At 68.2% G+C, this 17,112-nt stretch carries 19 protein-coding genes and 1 tRNA gene; 8 read left to right on the forward strand and 12 right to left on the reverse strand.

Features of this window, described 5'->3' with window-relative positions:
- The first annotated feature begins 103 nt into the window (after positions 1-103).
- On the forward strand, positions 104-871 hold the full coding sequence (gene gloB / locus JNK84_RS03400; RefSeq protein WP_293420573.1) for a hydroxyacylglutathione hydrolase: 768 nt from the start codon (positions 104-106) through the stop codon (positions 869-871).
- Positions 872-889: 18 nt separating this feature from the next.
- Here the strand turns inward: gloB and JNK84_RS03405 are convergent, their stop codons facing one another.
- A complete protein-coding gene (locus tag JNK84_RS03405; RefSeq protein WP_293420575.1) occupies positions 890-1,135 on the reverse strand; it encodes a DUF1674 domain-containing protein in 246 nt (81 codons plus the stop codon).
- Between the two features lie 114 nt (positions 1,136-1,249).
- Between JNK84_RS03405 and JNK84_RS03410 the strand changes: the two genes are divergently transcribed.
- Positions 1,250-1,334 (forward strand) — tRNA-Leu (locus tag JNK84_RS03410).
- Between the two features lie 19 nt (positions 1,335-1,353).
- Here JNK84_RS03410 and JNK84_RS03415 read toward each other — a convergent pair.
- From JNK84_RS03415 to JNK84_RS03430, 4 genes are all read right to left on the reverse strand, one after another.
- Positions 1,354-1,920, reverse strand: coding sequence for a hypothetical protein (locus JNK84_RS03415; protein WP_293420577.1), 567 nt, complete (start codon positions 1,918-1,920; stop codon positions 1,354-1,356).
- An 89-nt stretch (positions 1,921-2,009) separates the two neighbouring features.
- Positions 2,010-2,405 carry a response regulator gene (locus tag JNK84_RS03420; RefSeq protein WP_293420579.1) on the reverse strand — a complete coding sequence of 132 codons (396 nt, stop codon included), beginning with the start codon at positions 2,403-2,405 and terminating at the stop codon, positions 2,010-2,012.
- A gap of 192 nt (positions 2,406-2,597) precedes the next feature.
- Entirely contained in the window at positions 2,598-2,759 is a 162-nt protein-coding gene (locus JNK84_RS03425; RefSeq protein ID WP_293420581.1) for a hypothetical protein, read from the reverse strand.
- A gap of 145 nt (positions 2,760-2,904) precedes the next feature.
- Complete coding sequence (locus JNK84_RS03430; RefSeq protein ID WP_293420583.1) at positions 2,905-3,702, reverse strand: response regulator; 798 nt, start codon at positions 3,700-3,702, stop codon at positions 2,905-2,907.
- Between the two features lie 152 nt (positions 3,703-3,854).
- On the opposite strand from JNK84_RS03430, the gene JNK84_RS03435 reads away from it, so the two are divergent.
- From JNK84_RS03435 to JNK84_RS03445, 3 genes are read left to right on the forward strand one after another with little or no spacing between them, the layout of a single operon-like run.
- Entirely contained in the window at positions 3,855-4,058 is a 204-nt protein-coding gene (locus JNK84_RS03435) for a NepR family anti-sigma factor (RefSeq protein WP_293420585.1), read from the forward strand.
- Entirely contained in the window at positions 4,045-4,605 is a 561-nt protein-coding gene (locus JNK84_RS03440; RefSeq protein WP_293420587.1) for a sigma-70 family RNA polymerase sigma factor, read from the forward strand. The genes JNK84_RS03435 and JNK84_RS03440 overlap by 14 nt, the downstream gene beginning before the upstream one ends.
- 12 nt (positions 4,606-4,617) lie before the next feature.
- Positions 4,618-6,255 carry a sensor histidine kinase gene (locus tag JNK84_RS03445; RefSeq protein ID WP_293420589.1) on the forward strand — a complete coding sequence of 546 codons (1,638 nt, stop codon included), beginning with the start codon at positions 4,618-4,620 and terminating at the stop codon, positions 6,253-6,255.
- 9 nt (positions 6,256-6,264) lie between these two features.
- Here JNK84_RS03445 and JNK84_RS03450 read toward each other — a convergent pair whose 3' ends face one another.
- Both JNK84_RS03450 and JNK84_RS03455 read right to left on the reverse strand, forming a co-directional pair.
- Positions 6,265-7,146, reverse strand: coding sequence for a transglutaminase family protein (locus tag JNK84_RS03450; protein WP_293420591.1), 882 nt, complete (start codon positions 7,144-7,146; stop codon positions 6,265-6,267).
- A gap of 186 nt (positions 7,147-7,332) precedes the next feature.
- Positions 7,333-9,150, reverse strand: a complete 1,818-nt coding sequence (locus JNK84_RS03455) for an ABC transporter ATP-binding protein/permease (RefSeq protein WP_293420593.1) — start codon at positions 9,148-9,150, stop codon at positions 7,333-7,335.
- 236 nt (positions 9,151-9,386) lie between these two features.
- On the opposite strand from JNK84_RS03455, the gene JNK84_RS03460 reads away from it, so the two are divergent.
- Positions 9,387-9,950 (forward strand): PRC-barrel domain-containing protein, encoded by a 564-nt coding sequence (locus JNK84_RS03460; protein ID WP_293420595.1) that lies wholly within the window; start codon positions 9,387-9,389, stop codon positions 9,948-9,950.
- Positions 9,951-10,031: 81 nt separating this feature from the next.
- On the opposite strand, the gene JNK84_RS03465 is transcribed toward JNK84_RS03460, so the two are convergent.
- A complete protein-coding gene (locus JNK84_RS03465) occupies positions 10,032-10,832 on the reverse strand; it encodes an extensin family protein (protein ID WP_293420597.1) in 801 nt (266 codons plus the stop codon).
- Positions 10,833-10,863: 31 nt separating this feature from the next.
- Between JNK84_RS03465 and JNK84_RS03470 the strand changes: the two genes are divergently transcribed.
- Complete coding sequence (locus tag JNK84_RS03470; protein ID WP_293420599.1) at positions 10,864-11,145, forward strand: hypothetical protein; 282 nt, start codon at positions 10,864-10,866, stop codon at positions 11,143-11,145.
- A 334-nt stretch (positions 11,146-11,479) separates the two neighbouring features.
- Here the strand turns inward: JNK84_RS03470 and JNK84_RS03475 are convergent, their stop codons facing one another.
- From JNK84_RS03475 to JNK84_RS03490, 4 genes are all read right to left on the reverse strand, one after another.
- Positions 11,480-11,893, reverse strand: a complete 414-nt coding sequence (locus JNK84_RS03475; RefSeq protein WP_293420601.1) for a hypothetical protein — start codon at positions 11,891-11,893, stop codon at positions 11,480-11,482.
- 5 nt (positions 11,894-11,898) lie between these two features.
- Positions 11,899-12,237, reverse strand: coding sequence for a hypothetical protein (locus tag JNK84_RS03480; protein ID WP_293420603.1), 339 nt, complete (start codon positions 12,235-12,237; stop codon positions 11,899-11,901).
- Between the two features lie 42 nt (positions 12,238-12,279).
- On the reverse strand, positions 12,280-13,452 hold the full coding sequence (locus JNK84_RS03485; protein WP_293420605.1) for an AI-2E family transporter: 1,173 nt from the start codon (positions 13,450-13,452) through the stop codon (positions 12,280-12,282).
- Positions 13,453-13,569: 117 nt separating this feature from the next.
- Entirely contained in the window at positions 13,570-16,386 is a 2,817-nt protein-coding gene (locus tag JNK84_RS03490) for a PAS domain-containing sensor histidine kinase (RefSeq protein WP_293420607.1), read from the reverse strand.
- Positions 16,387-16,650: 264 nt separating this feature from the next.
- On the opposite strand from JNK84_RS03490, the gene JNK84_RS03495 reads away from it, so the two are divergent.
- Positions 16,651-16,824, forward strand: coding sequence for a DUF1328 domain-containing protein (locus JNK84_RS03495; protein ID WP_293420609.1), 174 nt, complete (start codon positions 16,651-16,653; stop codon positions 16,822-16,824).
- The last annotated feature ends 288 nt before the right edge of the window (positions 16,825-17,112 follow it).

Below are 17,112 nucleotides of genomic sequence, written 5' to 3' on the forward strand. Positions count from 1 at the left end.
CGGATGCTTCAGCGGTAGCGGGAGCGGCTGAGCCGGAGAATGGATTGCCGGGGGGCGGCAGGCAATGTGATAAACGCCGCCTGATGAATGCCCGGAGAATGCCATGACCGCCCAGACCCACCAGTTCATGTGCCTCAGCGACAATTTCGGCCTGCTGATCCACGACCCGGCAACGGGGAAGACCGCTGCGGTCGACGTGCCGGAGGCGGCGCCCGTGCTCGCCGCGGCGAAGGAAAAGGGCTGGACGATCAGCCACATCCTCGTCACCCACCATCACGCCGACCATGTGCAGGGCATTGCCGAGGTGAAGCAGGCGACCGGCGCTGAAGTCATCGCCAACGGCGCCGACGCGCATCGCATCCCGCTGGTCGATCAGAAGGTCGCTCCGGGCGGCAAGGCGACGTTCGGCTCGCTGGTCGCCGACGTCATCGACACGCCCGGCCACACGGTCGGGCACATCAACTATCACTTCCCCGCCGACAGGATCCTCGCCTCCGGCGACACGCTGTTCTCGCTCGGCTGCGGGCGGCTGTTCGAGGGTACGCCCGGGCAAATGTGGGAGGCGCTCAAGGTCCTGCGCGCCCTGCCCGACGATACCAAGGTCTTCTGCGGCCACGAATATACCGCGTCCAATGCGAAATTCGCCGTGACGGTCGACCCGGACAATGCCGCCCTGAAGGCGCGCGCCGAGGAGGTCGCGACGCTGCGCGCGGCTGGCAGGCCGACCTTGCCGACGACGATCGGCCGGGAAAAGGCAACCAATCCCTTCCTGCGCGCCGATGACGCGGCCATTGCCGCGACGCTCGGCATGGCCGGCAGGCCGGCGGCGGAGGTCTTTGCCGAACTGCGCGAGCGCAAGAACAAGGCGTGAGGCGGCGGATAGCCGGCGTCAGAAATCGACGGCGATGCCGCCGACTTCCCAGTCGTCGTAGCGGACGGGATCGGAGCCGCCGCGCCCGTGCAGTTCGGGATTGGCGGCGAGTTCCTTTGCCTTGGCGTCCAGCGCCGCGCGCCGCTCGGCCGCCTCGGCCAGCGCGCGCTTGGCAGCCTCCGGGAGCACTTTCCTGGGCGTTTCGATGGCTGCCGACGGTCGATCGACCGCAACCGCGGTGGTGAAGACGGGCTTGTCGCTCATGGCCCCCGAGAAACCCCCGGCAAGGCCCTGAGTCAACTCCCGAAGGCGTGAGACCAGCGGGCGGAGCCGGGTGTGTTGACCGCCCGGAGGCCATGGCTATAGTCCGCGCCCGTTGCCCCTATGGCGGAATTGGTAGACGCGCTCGACTCAAAATCGAGTTCCGCAAGGAGTGCTGGTTCGATCCCGGCTAGGGGCACCATCCTAAACCAGACATGCCGTCACTGCGGACAGGGCGCGCCCGCGGCAGCCCATGCGCCGAGTGCCTCGCCCAGTTCCGCGATGGTCAGCGGCGGCGGCTTGCGCTGCCCGCCACGGCCGTCGAGGCCGGGCTGCCAGGCCCAGAGCACCAGGGCGTCCTCGGTCATGTGCCTGACGAGGTCGGCCACGGTGCGGTTTCCATTGGCCTCCGGGTCCTTGAGCCGCCGGCAGAGGTCGCCCGACGACAGGCCGACCCAGCCCATCGAGCGTGGCGCCAGTCCCCAGTGCGGCGCGCCCGGCACGCCGCTCGCGGCATTGTTGCGCTCCTGATGGCAGGCCGAGCAATGCAGCCCGGGTGCGCCATGGTTGTTCGGCCCGCGCGTGACGCTCATCCGGTGGGGATGCATAGCGTCCGTCTGCGTCGGGCGGTCGGATGCGGGATGGCAGTTGATGCAGCGCGGCGAGGTGAGCACTTGCTCGATGCGCCCCCAGGCCCGTTCTCCCTCGGACGCTATCGGCTGGGCTAGCGCCGCACCGCTGGCGACGATCAGCGCCACGGCGAACAACGACGGACGCACGAATGCCATTCCCCACCTCCCGGGATGATGCATGCACCTGCGATGTTGCCTGAGCTCAAGCCCTGCCATACGCACGGCAATCCGGCATGTTGATCGGATCAGTCGCCCGCGGCGGGCCGATCGGCATTGTCGTTCGACGAACGGTTCAGCGCGGTCTTCACGAATGAGAGGATGTCGCGCGCATGGAAGGGCTTGCGAACGAAAGCCGCGCCATTCAGTTCATGCGGCAGGTCGGTCGGCAGAGAGCCCGAGACGAAAGCGAACGGCGTGCCCCTGCGATGGAGGGCCAGCGCGATTTCGAAGGTCTTGCCACCGATGACGTCGACGTCGAGCAGGGCCAGATGCACCTGATCGTCAGCCAGGCTGCTCGCCGTCCGCAAGCTGTCGGCCAGCAGAATCTCCGTCTGGTCGCCCAGATGGTCGATCACCGCCGCCTCGATATCCATCGCGATGAACGGATCGTCCTCCACGATGAGTATGCGCTGCCTCGACATACCGCCTCACCTACCGTCTGTCGCGGACATGCCTTCGCCATGCCCCCCGTCAACCCGTCCGCCGTGGTGCGATCCGCGCCCGGCGACAATATTGTCGATATGCACTTAACGGGCCGTGTCCGCGAGGACCCTCCCGTGCATGCTGCCGCGTCGAGGACGACCCGGCCGGCTGTCCGTGGAAGCCGGAGGCCCTCAATCCGGGCCTTCGAGCAACCCCATCCCCATATGCGCCCCGCTGGCCGCGAGGGTAACCACGGCGACGTCCAGAACGGCCGGGGTCACGGCGAGGAAGCCGCCAAAGACTGCCGTCCCGACCAGAACGGTCGCAATGGCCGATACCGTCCATGAGATCATGGAGGACCCTCCGACCGGCCGAGCGCCCTCGGGACGGTCGGCCTTACGCTACGATAACCGCCACCGCGGCGGAATTGTTCCAGCCCATGTCGCGAAAACCTGAATCGTTTTTGACGGCGCTGCACCGGGATGGCGAAGGTGCCGGTTACGCCACCTGGCGCTCGGGATTCCGCCCGAAGAACAGGGCCTGGCTGATGGCCGCCTTCACGGCGTCCGGCTGGAACGGTTTGGTGATGAGGAAGGCCGGCTCCGGCCGCGATCCGGTAAGCAGCCGCTCTGGATAGGCCGTGATGAAGATCACCGGCAGGTCGATCGATTGCAGAATCTCGGCCACGGCGTCGAGGCCCGACGAGCCGTCGGCGAGCTGAATGTCGGCGAGCACGAGACCCGGCCGGCGCTGGGTGACGAGCCCCACCGCCTCCTTGTGCGTGCGGGCGATGCCCGTGACCGAGTGGCCGAGCTCCTTGACCAGCGTCTCGATGTCGAGAGCGATGATCGGTTCGTCCTCGATGATCAGCACGTCCGTCGCCACCTGCTCCGCGATCTCGCGGCCGGCCCGGCCGATCAGGTCTTCCGCGGCAGCCACGTCCACATCCAGGATCCGCGCCACGTCCTCCAGGCTGAACCCCTCCACGGTGCGGAGCAGGAAGGCCTGGCGCGGTCGCGGGGTCAGCGCGTCGAGATTGCGTTCCACGGGTCCGGCCCGGAGCGGAGCGCGGGAAATCTGCGCCATGTTGGCCGGCATGGACGACCACAGCTTCAGGAAAATCCGGTAGAGAGCGATGCGCGCGGGAACATCGCGCGGGAAGGTCGAGGGATCCGCGACCAGCGCCTCGAGCGTCGTGACGACATAGGAATCGCCGCTCGCCTGGCTGCCGCCGAGCGCACGGGCGAAACGGCGGAGGTAGGGGATGTGCGGTGCAATATCCGCAGCGATCGTCATCTCTGGCACTCCTGTCCAACCGACCAATGGCAACTCGGAACCCCTTGTCGAAGCAAGCATTTTATTTTTCTGAATCGACGGAACCATGCCATTGTCGGCACGTTCTGGGTTGGATCGGCAGCGCCTCGCCGACGTGTCTGGTGGAGAATTCGATGGGTGGCTTGCCCGAACCGAACGAGGGTCGCGACAGCGATGACGATGGCCAGGACATCGTTCTCGACGCCCGGATTCAGGACGCCATCGGCAGATCGCTCAAGGCGCATTACGACGACCTGATCAGCGCGCCGATCCCCGACCGGCTGCTCGTCCTCCTGGCCGAGCTGGAAGCGAAAGAGCGTCGCGATGATCAGCAATGACTTCCGCGAGGGGCTGATCGCCGAACTGTCGAACCTGCGTGCCTTCGCCGTCTCGCTTTGCGGTTCGGTCCAGCAGGCCGACGATCTCGTGCAGGACACGATGCTGAAGGCCTGGAGCAATGCCGACAAGTTCCAGCCCGGCACCAGCCTGCGCGCCTGGCTCTTCACCATCCTGCGGAACACCTATTATTCGCTCTACCGCAAGCGCGGCCGCGAGGTGCAGGACAGCGACGGCACCTATGCCCAGCGGCTGGCGGTTTCCGGCGAGCAGGAGAGCGCGCTCGACCTTGCCGATTTCCGCGTGGCACTGGCCAAGCTGTCGGAGGAGCACCGCGAGGTTCTGATCCTCGTCGGCGCCAGCGGTCTGTCCTACGAGGAGGCTGCGGAGATCTGCGGGGTCGCCGTCGGCACGATCAAGAGCCGGGTCAACCGGGCGCGGGCGCGGCTTGCCGACCTCCTCGGCATATCGAGCGTCAACGACATCGGGCCGGACCGCAACAGCACGGCCGTGATCCACGCCTCGCCAGTGGATCTTGCGCGCACCTGATCGGTGAAAGTCATGGCGTTCCGCACCGTCCGGGCTCGTCTGCTGGCGCTGATGGTGCTGGTTGTCCTGCCGATCGCCGTGATCGCGGCGGTCACGGCGACGCTGACCTACCGATCGGTCCTGACCTCGATCGAGGCCGCGCAGGTCCAGACAGTCGGCAGTTTCGCGGTCCGCACCCGCATCTGGTATCGCGAGACCCTCCGTTCGCTGCTCACCGCCGTCGCCGCGGTCAAGGCGAGCGAGGCCGCGTCGGTCTGTGACGCGATCGCGAACCGCATCGTCGGCGACGCGACCGGGTTCGAGTTCATCTCCATCCGGGTCGGCGACCGTCCCGCCTGTCAGGCGAGCCGCGGCGTCGAGGTCACCTCCGGTACGCTCGGCGCGATCCTGACCTCGTTCCGCCAGCGACAGCGGGTCGCGAGCTGGGCCGGCACCGACCTCGCCGACAGCCGCTACGGCCAGATCCTCATCGGGCAGAGGCGCTTTCTGGGCGTTCACGCGCGCCAGGAGGCAACGGCCGCGGGAGAGCCGATCGAGGCTCTGCTGCTGGTCGATTCCGCGACCCTCGACCGCAGCTTCGACCTCGGCACCACAGCACCGGGCGTCGTCGTCGGCCTCATCCAGATCCCCGATCAGGTCATCATCGCGCGAGGCGCGCCGGAGGAGGACGCGTCCTGGCTGCCGCGCGAGGAGATCACCGGCGCCGGGACGACCCGTTGGGAAGGCGTCAGCCGCGCCGGCGTCCGCGCCACCTTCGCGGCGCAGGCGGTGGCCGTACCGGACCTCTACATCCTCGCCCGCTTCGATCGGGCAGCCGAGCGCGCCGCCTTCCTCCAGTTCATCGCGCTGCTGCTGACCCCGCTGGTCACGCTGGCCATTCTGTTCGCTGCCTATTCGCTCGCGATCGATTCCAACATCATCCGCTGGATTCGCGGCATCGAGGCGGCCGCCGTCGCCAGCACCTCGCAGGCCCCGAAGCCGGCCCCGGTCGATCCGGCCATGCCGGAAGACATCCGGCGCGTGTCGGAGGCGTTCAACCGGCTGACCGCGGAGCAGGCGGATCGTCTCGAAAACCTCAACGCGACCGTCGGCGCGAACCGCCATCTCGTGCGCGAGCTGCATCATCGGGTGAAGAACAGCCTGCAGGTGGTCCAGAGCTATCTGGGCCTTGCGCGACGCGAACACGGCGACCTCCATCGCAGCGTCCTGTCGGAGGTCGAGGCCAAGGTGCAGGTGCTGTCCATCGCCTACCGGCACGCATTGGCGCAGGGCGAGATGCGGCCGGTCGAGCTGCGGCCCATGCTGGACGAAGTCGCCGCCATGCTGGCGGGGCTGATGCGCGCCGGTGCGCCATGGGTCTCCGTATCCGTACCGGACGGCATCGCGCTGGTCATCGACCGCGCCATCCCGCTCGGCCTGCTGGTGGTCGAGGTGGCAGGATCGGTCCAGCGCGCCGATGCCAGTGCGCATATCGATGTCTCCGTGCGCCCCGAGACCGCCGATGGGGTCCTGCTCGCCATCGAGACCGGCGCCGATGTGCCGGGTGCCGCCGACACGCGCATCGTGCATGGCCTGCTGCGCCAGCTTGAGGCGACCTCGGCGCGACCAGCCGGCGGGCGTTCGCTCGGCGAGTGGCACGTGCCGCTCTGACCCCTGCCGTCAGGCGACGCCCGCGTGGCTCACCGCGCGCGAAATATCGACGCCGACGGCGAGGCCAAGCTGCGCGCCGAACGGGCCGGTGAAGCTGCCGGCGACCGGCGAGGCATCGCCGGGCACGCGGGCCACCGCGACGCGGATGAGATGCGGATCGGCGACCAGCGCATTGGTCGGGTCGAACTCCACCCAGCCGTCGCCCGGCACGAAGACCTCGGCCCAGGCGTGGGTCAGTCCCACCGCCGCGCGGCTGGCGGGATCGTCATTGCCCTGATTGTGGAGATAGCCCGTGACGAAGCGGGCCGCATAGCCGAGCCTGCGCACCGCCTCGATGAACAACCAGGCAAGGTCGCGGCACGAACCGGACCGGACGGCGATGGTCTGTCCCGGAGCCTGCGTCCCCTCCTCGAAACGCACCGAATAGCCAAAGCCGGAATGGATGGCGTTGGACAGGCGCGCGAGCGGATCGGGATCGCCGGACTGATCGGCCAGAACCTCGCCGATCCACGTGACCAATGCGCCGTCCTCGTCCTCGCTGGCCGGCGCCATGAACGGCTGCAGCACGATGCGCTCGCCGTCGGAATAGTGCGGAGCGAAGGGCGCCGTCGGCCCGGCGCGGGCGCTGGGGAAGGCCGACGCATAGCGTCGCAACACCAGCCCGCTGGCGATCTCCAGCCGGTCGCTCGGCTCGCCGAAGGTCGCGATCGCGACGGGATTGCCATACGCGTCGTGCATCCACTGCAGGCTGGCGGCGGGCGAGATCTCGATCCGGGTGTCGAGGATGCGGATGTCGAAACTGTCGCGCGGACGGATCATCAGCCTGTGCGGACCGAAGCTCACCGGGACAGAATAGGTGTAGGTGGTCACATGCCGGATGAAGAGGTCCATGACCGAACTCGAAGGCTGAGGCGCTGGCCGCTCCGCGCCAGCCTAGCGCAATGGGCAGCCGCGCAAAAATGAAGCCGCCCGAGGCGGCTTTCAGTTTGGAGAGTTGGAGAGGTCCATATCGCGGAAAGTGAAGCGATATGCCCGAACAACACCCGGGCAGGCCTCTGGTTCCCGTCTTGTGGCAAATTACCGCGCCTCCAGCGCCGGTTCGCGCCGGCGCATCATGCGCCAGAGCGACTTGCGGATCGGCTCGGATTTCACCTTGGCGCCTGCCGGCCGGCGCACCAGTACGATCTTGCGCTCGTGGAACTCATCGAGCCCCGCGCGATGGCCGACGCTGATCAGCGTTGACTGCGCCAGTTCTTCCGCGAACAGGCCCAGGAGGCTCGCCTGGCTGCCTTCGTCGAGCGCGGCCGTCGCTTCGTCCATGATGATGATCGACGGCTTCTGGATGACGAGGCGGCAGAACGCGATGCGCTGCCGCTCGCCACCCGAGAGGACGCGGTCCCAGTCGTCCTCCTCGTCCAGCCGCCTGACCATGTAGTCGAGGCCGCAGCGCTTCATGGCCGCAACGATGGTCTCGTCCGGCACGTCGCCCTCCGTGTCGGGGTAGAGCAGCGCGTCGCGCAGCGTGCCCTTCGGCACGTAGGGCTTCTGGGGGACGAAGGCGTATTTGACGCCCCTCGGGAACGCGATCGCGCCCGAACCCCATGGCCACAGCCCCGCCAGCGCGCGGATCAGCGTGCTCTTGCCGGAGCCGCTCTCGCCCGTGATCAGCACCTTCTCGCCGGGCGCGATATCGATGGACGCGTCATCGATCACCACGCGGCCGTTGCGGTGGGCAAGCGACAGGTCCTTGATGTGGATGTGATCATCCTCGCTGACGCCGAGTGCGATCTGCTGGTCCTCCTCCATGATCGTGCCAACGTCGATCTCCTGCAGCGTCTCGGCGAACTCATCGACGCGCACCAGCGAGGCGTACCACTCGGACAGCCGCACGAAATTGTCGACGAACCAGATCAGTGCCGCCTGCACCGCGCTGAATGCCGCCGCGACCTGCATCACCGCACCGAGCGTCAGCTCGCCGGACAGGTATTTCGGCGCGATGAGCAGCAGCGGGACGATGGGGAAAAGGGCGCCATTGGTATTCAGCACGAGCGCGATGAAACCCTGCCTGCGAACGACCGCGAGCCAGGCGCGCACCACCTCCGCATAGGTGCCGCGCACCGACTGGCGCTCGTCGGCATCGCCCTTGATCAGGGCGATGCTCTCGGCATTCTCGCGCAGCCGGGTCATCTCGGCGCGGAACAGCGCCTCTGCCTCGTTCTTGGCGGCGACCCTGCCGACCAGCGCCCGCCCGACGAAATAGGCGGCGGCCGAAGCGATCGCGGCATAGAGAACCGCCGCCATGGCCATGTATCCCGGGATCAACAGCGTCCGCCCGCCGAGTGAGACGCCGATCGAGCCGGCAACCGTCCAGAGGATCGCCGCAAAGGTCACCGCCGTCGTGAAGGCCGCGATCAGGCCTATCGCGAATTCCACCAGCGGCTCGGTGGCGATGCGGACATCCTCCGCGATGCGGAATTCCGGGGCGGTCTGCTCGGTCTCCAGAAATCCGAGGCGGTAATAGCGCTGGTCGGCGATCCACCAGCCCGCAAGGCGGTTGGTCAGCCATTCGCGCCAGCGTACCTGCAGCAGCATGCGCAGCACGACGAGGCCGGACATGGTCAGCGCCGCCGCGCCGACGAGAACGGGCAGCAAGGCGATGGCCGACATCACCGCCGGCAACTCCTTTTTCTCCAGCGCGTCGAAGAACAACCGGTTCCAGCTGTTGATGCCAACCTGCGCCGCGATCTGCGCGAAGGCGAAGGCCAGCACGGCGACCGTCAGGATCCACGCACGCCGGCGCGATCGCCCGGTCCAGAAGCCAAGCGCGACACGAAAGAACTCCGTCGTCCGGGAGCGCCGGTTCGCGGCCGCCGTCTCGTCGGGCTGATCGCTCATGGGATGGTTCTCTCGGGGCCTCCCCAACGCACTCTGCCGGCCCGAGCGGAGGAACGCCGCTAGGCGCCGCAGGTTCCTCGCGGCACAAGACACCCTGTGCTTTTTCCCGGCCTCGCGTCACAGGCACGCCCGCGCAGGAACAATTGCCGCGCCCCTTCGTTGCTTTAACAGCCATGGGCGACGCCCCGCGCCTTGCCCGCGGTCCGAGCCATCACCGACACCAACGGGAGATCACCATGATCCGGACCTTCCTCACCACCGCGTCAGTCGCCGCCGTGCTTGCCACGGGCGCGATCGCCCAGACCCAGACGCCGTCCACCCCCGCGACGCCCGCGCCGATGCAGCGTCAGCAGGCTCCGGCCGCGCGCACGGCTCCGGCCGAACCGACCGTCCATCTCTCGGCCAACGAGTTCTCGGTGAACAAGCTGATCGGCATCTCGGTCTACGCGCCAAAGCCGGACAATGCCGCAGCCGCGACCTCCGACCCGACGACAACGGCCTCGACCGCCGGTACCGGGGCCATCGCTCCGACGCCGGCCAGCGACGAGCAATGGCGGGCCATGCGCGAGCGCCACGACTCGATCGGCAAGATCGATGACCTCGTCATCGGCGCCGACGGCCGCATTACCCATGCCGTGATCGGCGTCGGCGGATTCCTCGGCATCGGCGAAAAGAAGGTCGCGCTGGAATTGCGCGAAGTGAAGCTGATGCGTCAGTCCGACGGCACCGTGTTCGGCGTCATCATGCGCACCAAGCAGCAGCTTCAGGAGATGCCGCGGTTTGCCGGCGAGCGGACCTGACGCTCCCGCAGAATGTAAGGTCTGTCGCCAAGAGGCGGCCGCGGGCCCCGCGCTCTCCGGAGCGCGGGGTTTCTTTTTGGGCTACTGGCAAAGGCGGGACTGCCCGTCCCGGCCGCGACGCTCGGCATCGAAATGCAGGTGATTGGCGTGGGCGGCATCGGATCCTGGCCCGAGGACCGTGGTGAACCAGCCGCAGGCCGCCTTGCGAACCGCCGACAGGAAGCGCCGCTCCGCGTCGGAGGCGGGCGTCTCGACAACGACGCGTCGCCGCCCATCCAGTTCGAACCATGCGATGTCCACCGCGAGCCCCTGGCCGTGGGCGCTGAGCTTCGCGCCAGCCAGCCGGCTGCGCGGACGACACTCGAAACCGCTCCCGGTGCCCGCCGCGACCAAGTCGGCGCCGAGGATGCCGCGCGCCATCGGCCGCAATGCATCGCGCGTGAAGCTCGCAAATCGCTCCGCCGCGTCGCAGGCGAGGATCGGGCGATCGGGCCAGCGGAGAACGGTCCCGCCATCCTGCATCCGCTCGATCTGGACGGCATCCTCGATCACGCAACGCGCATCGTTGCGGGCGGGTGGAGATGGCCGCTGGAATGTCACGCCCATCGCCGCGAGACGCTCCGCGCAGGTGCCGGGCCGCGGCGGAGCCGCGGCACTCTCCCCGGGCGGCTGGGCGGGCATCGCGGGAGCCGCCTCTGCCGGTTCGGCGGGAGCAGACGGCCGGGGCTCAGGCAGAGGCGCGGAGAATAGGGGCACGCGCTGCCGGCGCTGGCGCGCCTCGGCGATATCGAGCGCCGTGGCCATGCCAAGCGCTGACACGACCGTGATCGTCGCGAGCGCCGCGAACTGAACCCGTTGCCGTCTGCCGCGTTGTTCAACCATGCAGTCGACCTCGATTCCGGAGGAATGCCCCATGTCTCGCCGGACATCCCGCACGAACGGCTTCGTCCTTCTGGCCCGGCCCGCCCTGCTCGGCATGGCCGGCGCGATCGCCACGGTCGTCACCCTGACCGTCGGGGAGTTCCGGCCGGCCCGGTCGTTGGGTCCGATCGCCAGCGCTCAGGCGCTCGCGGTTGCGCCGAGCCATGCCGATCTCGACTATGCGCATGGCGCCTTCGAACGCTTCCGCGATCAGCCCGATACGGGTGCGCGCCCCTCGACCATCGCGGCCGTTCACCGCTCGATCAGCAACTGATCCGGCTCTCGCGACGGGGCGCGTCCGCCCGCTGGATGCGAAAAACCCGCGGAAGGCGATTTCGCCCTCCGCGGGTTTCAGCATGAGCGAATCCGGGCTCAATGGGTGGTCGTGAAGCGCGTATAGTAATCGAGCGAGGGAGCCTGCCCCGCGCCGTCGTTCTTTTCCCCGATCGATCATCGCAATATTCGGCCACGAGACCTGCGCCAGCCCTGCCCCGGCCTCACCGGCAATCGCCTCGATCTCGCTTGCGAGCAACCCGTCGTCCTCGCAGATCAGAACAGGCATCGTCGGTCCTCGCGGATGGCCGGCATGAGCGCGATGGGATGAGGGGTCAGCCGTTCTTGCCGAGCTGGCGACCGACAAGCGCGCCGAGCGCGACGGCACCAGTGATGACGCCGGCACTGACCGTGGCGCTGGAGGCGAGCGCGCGGGCCGCGGGCAAGACCATCGGCGCGGCGACCAGGGCCGCCGTCGCGACATTGGCCCGCCGCCTTGCCCGATGCCGCAGGATCATGCCGGTCAGGACCAGCATCAGCGCGATCCCGGCGAGAGCGCCGGCAATGATCAGGCTGGCGGCGATGGCGCCATGGGCCGCCGCCAGCATCATATGTGCCACGGCGATCAGGAAGCCGCAGGCAGCCGCGAAAACGATCAGCGCCACGGCATGGATCGCGAGAATCGCGACGTTGCGCCGGACGGCGCCACCGAGTTCCGATGCCGCCAGCAGTGAGAGAGCCCGCAGCATGGTGCTCACCGCGCCGAGAGATAACCGACGATGAGGCCGGCGGCCGCCGCAAGGCCCAGCGCGCGCAACGGGCGGGTCTTGAGCTCGTCGGCGACCAGCTTCTGCAGTTCGCCGGCCTGATCCTTCGCGGCCCCCAGCATGACGTCGGTGTCGACGCCGACGGCCTTCAGCTTCTCCTGTACGTTCGCGGCGAATTCTCCTGCTTCCTCGACGACCGCCCGACCCATGTCAGCGGCCCCGGCGGTGGTCTTGCCGCGCAGCTCCTCCGCGCGCCCGACCGCGTCTCCGGCGGTGGAACGGAGGACTTCCGATACCGTGTCGTCGTTCGTCTTGACGCGGGCCATGGAGCACTCCTGACTATCGCATTTCGTCGCGGCCCGGAGACCCTATGCCTCCGCGCCGCTCCGCAGCATTGAACGCGCCGCGCTCGCTTCTGTTCCGGCCGTGGGCACGCCGGAAGCCTCCTCCTCGTTCATCGAGCGATAGCTCGACAGCACCTCGAACATGACGAGACCGATGAGCAGCAGCGGCGTCGACAGCACGGCGCCGACCGGCCCCCAAAGCCAGAGCCAGAACACGAAAGACAGGAAGACGAGGAATGGCGACATGGTCAGCCGGCGGCCAATCAGGCTGGGCGTGACGATATTGCCCTCGATGGCATGCATGCCGAGAAACACCGCCGCGGGCCAGATCGCGCCGAACAGGCTGGTATCGGCCGTCAGCCCGGCGCCGAGGATCAGGACAGTGGCGATGAACGGGCCGACGAAGGCGAGATAGTTGAGTACGAAGGCCATGGCGCCCCAGAATGGCGGATAGGGGAAGCCAGCCGCCCAGGCGAGCACGGTGGCGAGCAGACCGACGACCAGATTGATCACTGTGACGACGCCGAAATAGGTCGCGATCCGGCTTTCGGTCTCCTGGAAGAAGGTATCGGCGACCTGTCGCGCGCCGCGCCCGAGGCACATGCGCAGCAGGCGCGCCTTCAGGGTGCGCCGCCCCGCAAGATAGAAATAGACCGTGGCGATAAAGATCAGCACGCCGCCGGCGGCGCTCGTCGAGGTCAACGCGATGTTGAGCAGCGGGCTGAACTGGTTGCCGGTGGAGACCTCCAGCGCCGGGCCGCCGGAGCCCGTCGCGCCCTGCACGCGATGAACGATGTCGAACAGCCCGTCGAGCTTCGTCCGCAAGGTCGCGAGGATCGCTGGAATCTGGTCGACGCCCATGGCGACGGGTGCCGCCAGCAGGCCGAAGATGGCGATCAGCACGAGGCCCCCGACCACCACCACCAGTCCGGCCGCTCCCGGAGCGGGAAGGCCCTTGCGGATAAGCCGGTCGGTCAGAGGGCCCAAGACGATGCCGAACACGATGCCGGCCGTGACCGGCAGCGCCACCGGCCGCGCGATGGCCAGCGCCGCCGTCCCGAGGATCAGGAAGATGCCGAGCGCCGAATAGCGCAGCACCGGGTCGTGATCGCCTATGTCGAACAGGCCCGGCTTTTCGTCGTTGGTCTCGGGCACCGGTTCCGCTCGCGGCAGGAACCACAGAATGTCGTTTCGCATCGTCGACCGTTCTCCGCCGCCCGGCGCGGGGCGAGGTTCCGGCGAACCTATGGAAAGGTCCGCCGCGCCGCTGTCGGCGGCACAAGAACCATCGGCGCGGGCAAGGGTTCCCGACCGTCAGGTCCGGTCGCTGGCGCGCAGCACGATCTCGATGCGTGCAACGATGCCTTCCGGCCGGTAGTCGATCGCGAGTTCGCCGCCAAGTTGGGCCGACAGGAGCCGATTGAGCAGCAAGGAGCCAAAGCCACGGCGCGTCGGCGTCCTGACTTCCGGCCCGCCGCTCTCCGTCCAGACCATGGTCAGTTTCGGTTCGACCGGCGCGCCGTCGGTCTCGATCGACACATGGACGCGCCCCTCCGGCACCGACAGCGAGCCGTACTTCACGGCATTCGTGGTCAGTTCATGCACGGCCATGCCCACAGAGACGACGATGTCGCGCGGGATTTCCACGAAAGGTCCGTCAATCGTCACCCGCCCGGCGTCGTCCAGATAGGGCTGGAGTTCGCTCTTCAGGATCTCGTGCAGGCCCGCGCCCGCCCACGCCTCGTGGGTTAGCAGCGAATGGGTGCGGCCGAGCGACACGAGCCGGTCCGAGAAATCGTCGCGGAACGCCGCGAACGTCTTGGCCGAGCGCCCCGTGGCCGAGGCTATGGCCTGGACCGTCGCCAGAATGTTCTTCACGCGGTGGTGCAACTCGCGAATGAGCACCTTCTGATGCTCGTCCGCCTCCCTGCGAGCGGTGATGTCGAGACCGGTACCGAGCACCTGGGCGACCTTGCCTTCGGCGTCCCGGGCGAACGGCGTCTCGCGGATCAGGAACCAGCGATAGCCTCCGTCTGCATGACGGATACGGTATTCCGCCTCGCGCACCTCGCCATCGGCCATCCGCCGCACCGACAGGCTGAGATCGGTCAGAACCTGCCGGTCGTCCGGGTGCACGAGCTCGTTGAGGGCCCTGATGCTGCGGCCCGAAAGCTCCGCCGGGGCATAGCCCAGCGACTCGTAGATCTGCGGGTTCATGAAGACGTTGCGCCGGCGCTCGATGTCGGTGATGTAGATGAGGTTTGGCGCCAGGATCATCAGGCGCTCCAGCCGCGATTTCTCACCCGCCAGCGCCGCCTCGGCCCCGTGTTCGGCAGTGACGTCGTCGATGATCGCACCCACGGCGGTCACCTCGCCCGCCTCCTGCCGCACGGGGTAGAAATCGGCCTGCCAGACGCGCCGCCGGGACGCATCGCCATCCGGGCTCCCGATCAGTTCGAGACGGCCGACCGCCTCGCCGGCCAGCACCTTCCGGATCGCCGGCTCCAGCGTTTCGGCGAATTGCGGCATGACCTCCGCGACGGTCTTGCCGCTCTCCGTCGCGACCGGGCGGCCAACCATAGCGGAAAGCGCGGCGTTGACCCGCAGGAAGCGCATCGCGCGGTCGATGACGGCCAGCCCCACCGGCGCGAACTGATAGACCGATTCCAGTTCAAGGACGCGCGCCTCCAGCTGGGCCTGCGCGCCGACCAGCGCGCGCTCCGCCAGCTTGCGGTCGTGGATATCGGTGGCGCTGCCCAGCCAGCGCTCGATGCCGCCCTGGCGCGTGAAGATCGGCACGGCGCGCACCACGAACCAGCGGAAGTCGCCGTCGCCCGCCTGCAGGCGGCATTCGAATTCGAACGGCTCCGCGGCAGCCCGCGACTGGTTCCACAGCGCAACGGCCCGGCGCTGCTCGTCCGGGTGAACGTAGTCGCTCCATGCCGTCGCGGCGACCATGCCGGGCGCCATGCCCGTGAAGGCATGCCAGCGGTCGTTGAAATAGTCGTGCCGCCCATCGGGCCCCGTCGACCAGATGAGCTGCGGGATCGTGTCGGCAATGGTCTGGAAGCGTCGCTCGGAGGCCCTGAGCTCGGCATCCATCTCGCGGAGCGACACGGCGTCGCGCTCCCGCCGCGTCTCCTCGACGGCGTAGTCGCGCCGGACCGCCGACAGGATGCGGCTCGACGCCAGCATGGCGATGCCCATGGCGGCCGCGATGAGGCTGACCCCGATGGCCGCGACCGGACCGATGGTTGACAGGAATGCCGTGCCGAACACCTGCTCGGGAATGGCGATGACCGTGCGATAGCCGCTCACCCGCGCGGTGGCGAAGGCGAGCACGACGGGCATGCCGTCGGCCGCCGCGGTGCGCGCCAGCCGGTCAGGCTCGTTGCGCATGCTGTCGCGGATGGGACCGATCACGCGCGACCCGACGAAGCGCTCCGCGTCGCGCGATCGGGTCACGACGATGTCGCGGGTGTCGATGACGGCGGAGATCCAGTCCGGCGGCATGTTCTGGTCGCGAAGCGAAGTGGTCAGCATGTCGGCCGGCATGATCAGCGCGACGGCGACCCGCTGGCCGGTCCTCGTGCTGGCGGCGATCGCGCCGAGGATCATCGGCGCGGCGCCGGGCTGGCCGACGATCAGGTCGGACACCACGATGTCGTTCCGGGCCAGCGTCCTGCGCGTGAGATCGGCCGCCGCCTCCGGCGCAAGCGTTGCCAGCGTCGCGGGCAGCGAGAAGGCCGACCCCAGAATGCGCCGGCCCTGATCGTCGAGCACCGCGACATGCGTACCGGCCGGCGCCGACTGGCGCGTCTGCTGGTAGACCGAGACCCAGTCGCCGCCCGCCAGCGACGACGAGGCCGCGACGACGCGCAGATAGATCTCCACGGAGCGCATTTCGCTGTCGATGCTGGCGGCAGTGGCGCGCGCGACATCGACGAGCCGCGCCTCCACGCGTGCGCGCTCGCTGAGATGCGCCTGCCAGACCGCGCCGATGGCGAGCGCCAGAAGCGGCACGGTGATGCCGGCGATCAGGAACAGGAGACGCGTCCGCAGCGAGCTCAGGCGCTGGCGGTAACTGCCTGTCTGCGTGTCGGGGGCGGGCTGGATCAGTCCGTTATTCATGAAGGGCGACGAAATCCCGGCGTGGCGAGGCGGGTCAAGGTTCGGGTGGCGCACGGGCGCGCCTGGACGTCAGGCCGCGACACCAACGCGCCTGCCGGCCTTCTGTTCCCACGACGCGGGGAAGAGTTTTCGGCCCGTCGGCCCGGCCTCCGATCGCGTGGAACTTCGCCGCCTCATCGCACGTTGCTGAACCGACATTGCGACGTCGGCGCGGCCAACCCGCCGTCATCGTCGATGACTATCGAAACCGTCAGGAGAACTGTCATGGGTAGCCTCCTCCACTGGGCCGTCATCTTCCTCATCGTCGCGCTGGTTGCGGCTTTCCTCGGCTTCGGCGGCGTCGCCGGAACCGCGATGAGCGGCGCCCAGATGCTGTTCTGGGTCGCGATCGTGCTCTTCGTCGTTTCCGTTGTCGCCGGCCTGATACGCCGCGCCTAGCGGCACCGGGACGGAGTTGCGCGAGGCCGGATCCGCCGAGGGTCCGGCCTCTTTCTTTGCGGGCTGTTCGTACGAGCGACGCACCCCGTCGCGTTCTTCCTCGGTCAGCGCTCCGATACCGGCATAGTGGTTCTCGGATGGACCGGCGCGCATGTCGTGCCCGAGGGCCGCAAACCCGCAACGAAAGCCGCAAGGTTGCCCCATCGGCATTGTCGCCGGGCGCACGGCAGACACCTGCGTCGGCTTGACCTTTGCAATCGATTGCAATAGATCTGCGGCAGGGAGTGA

Source organism: Phreatobacter sp. (assembly GCF_016793595.1).
Taxonomy (GTDB): Bacteria; Pseudomonadota; Alphaproteobacteria; order Rhizobiales; family Phreatobacteraceae; genus Phreatobacter.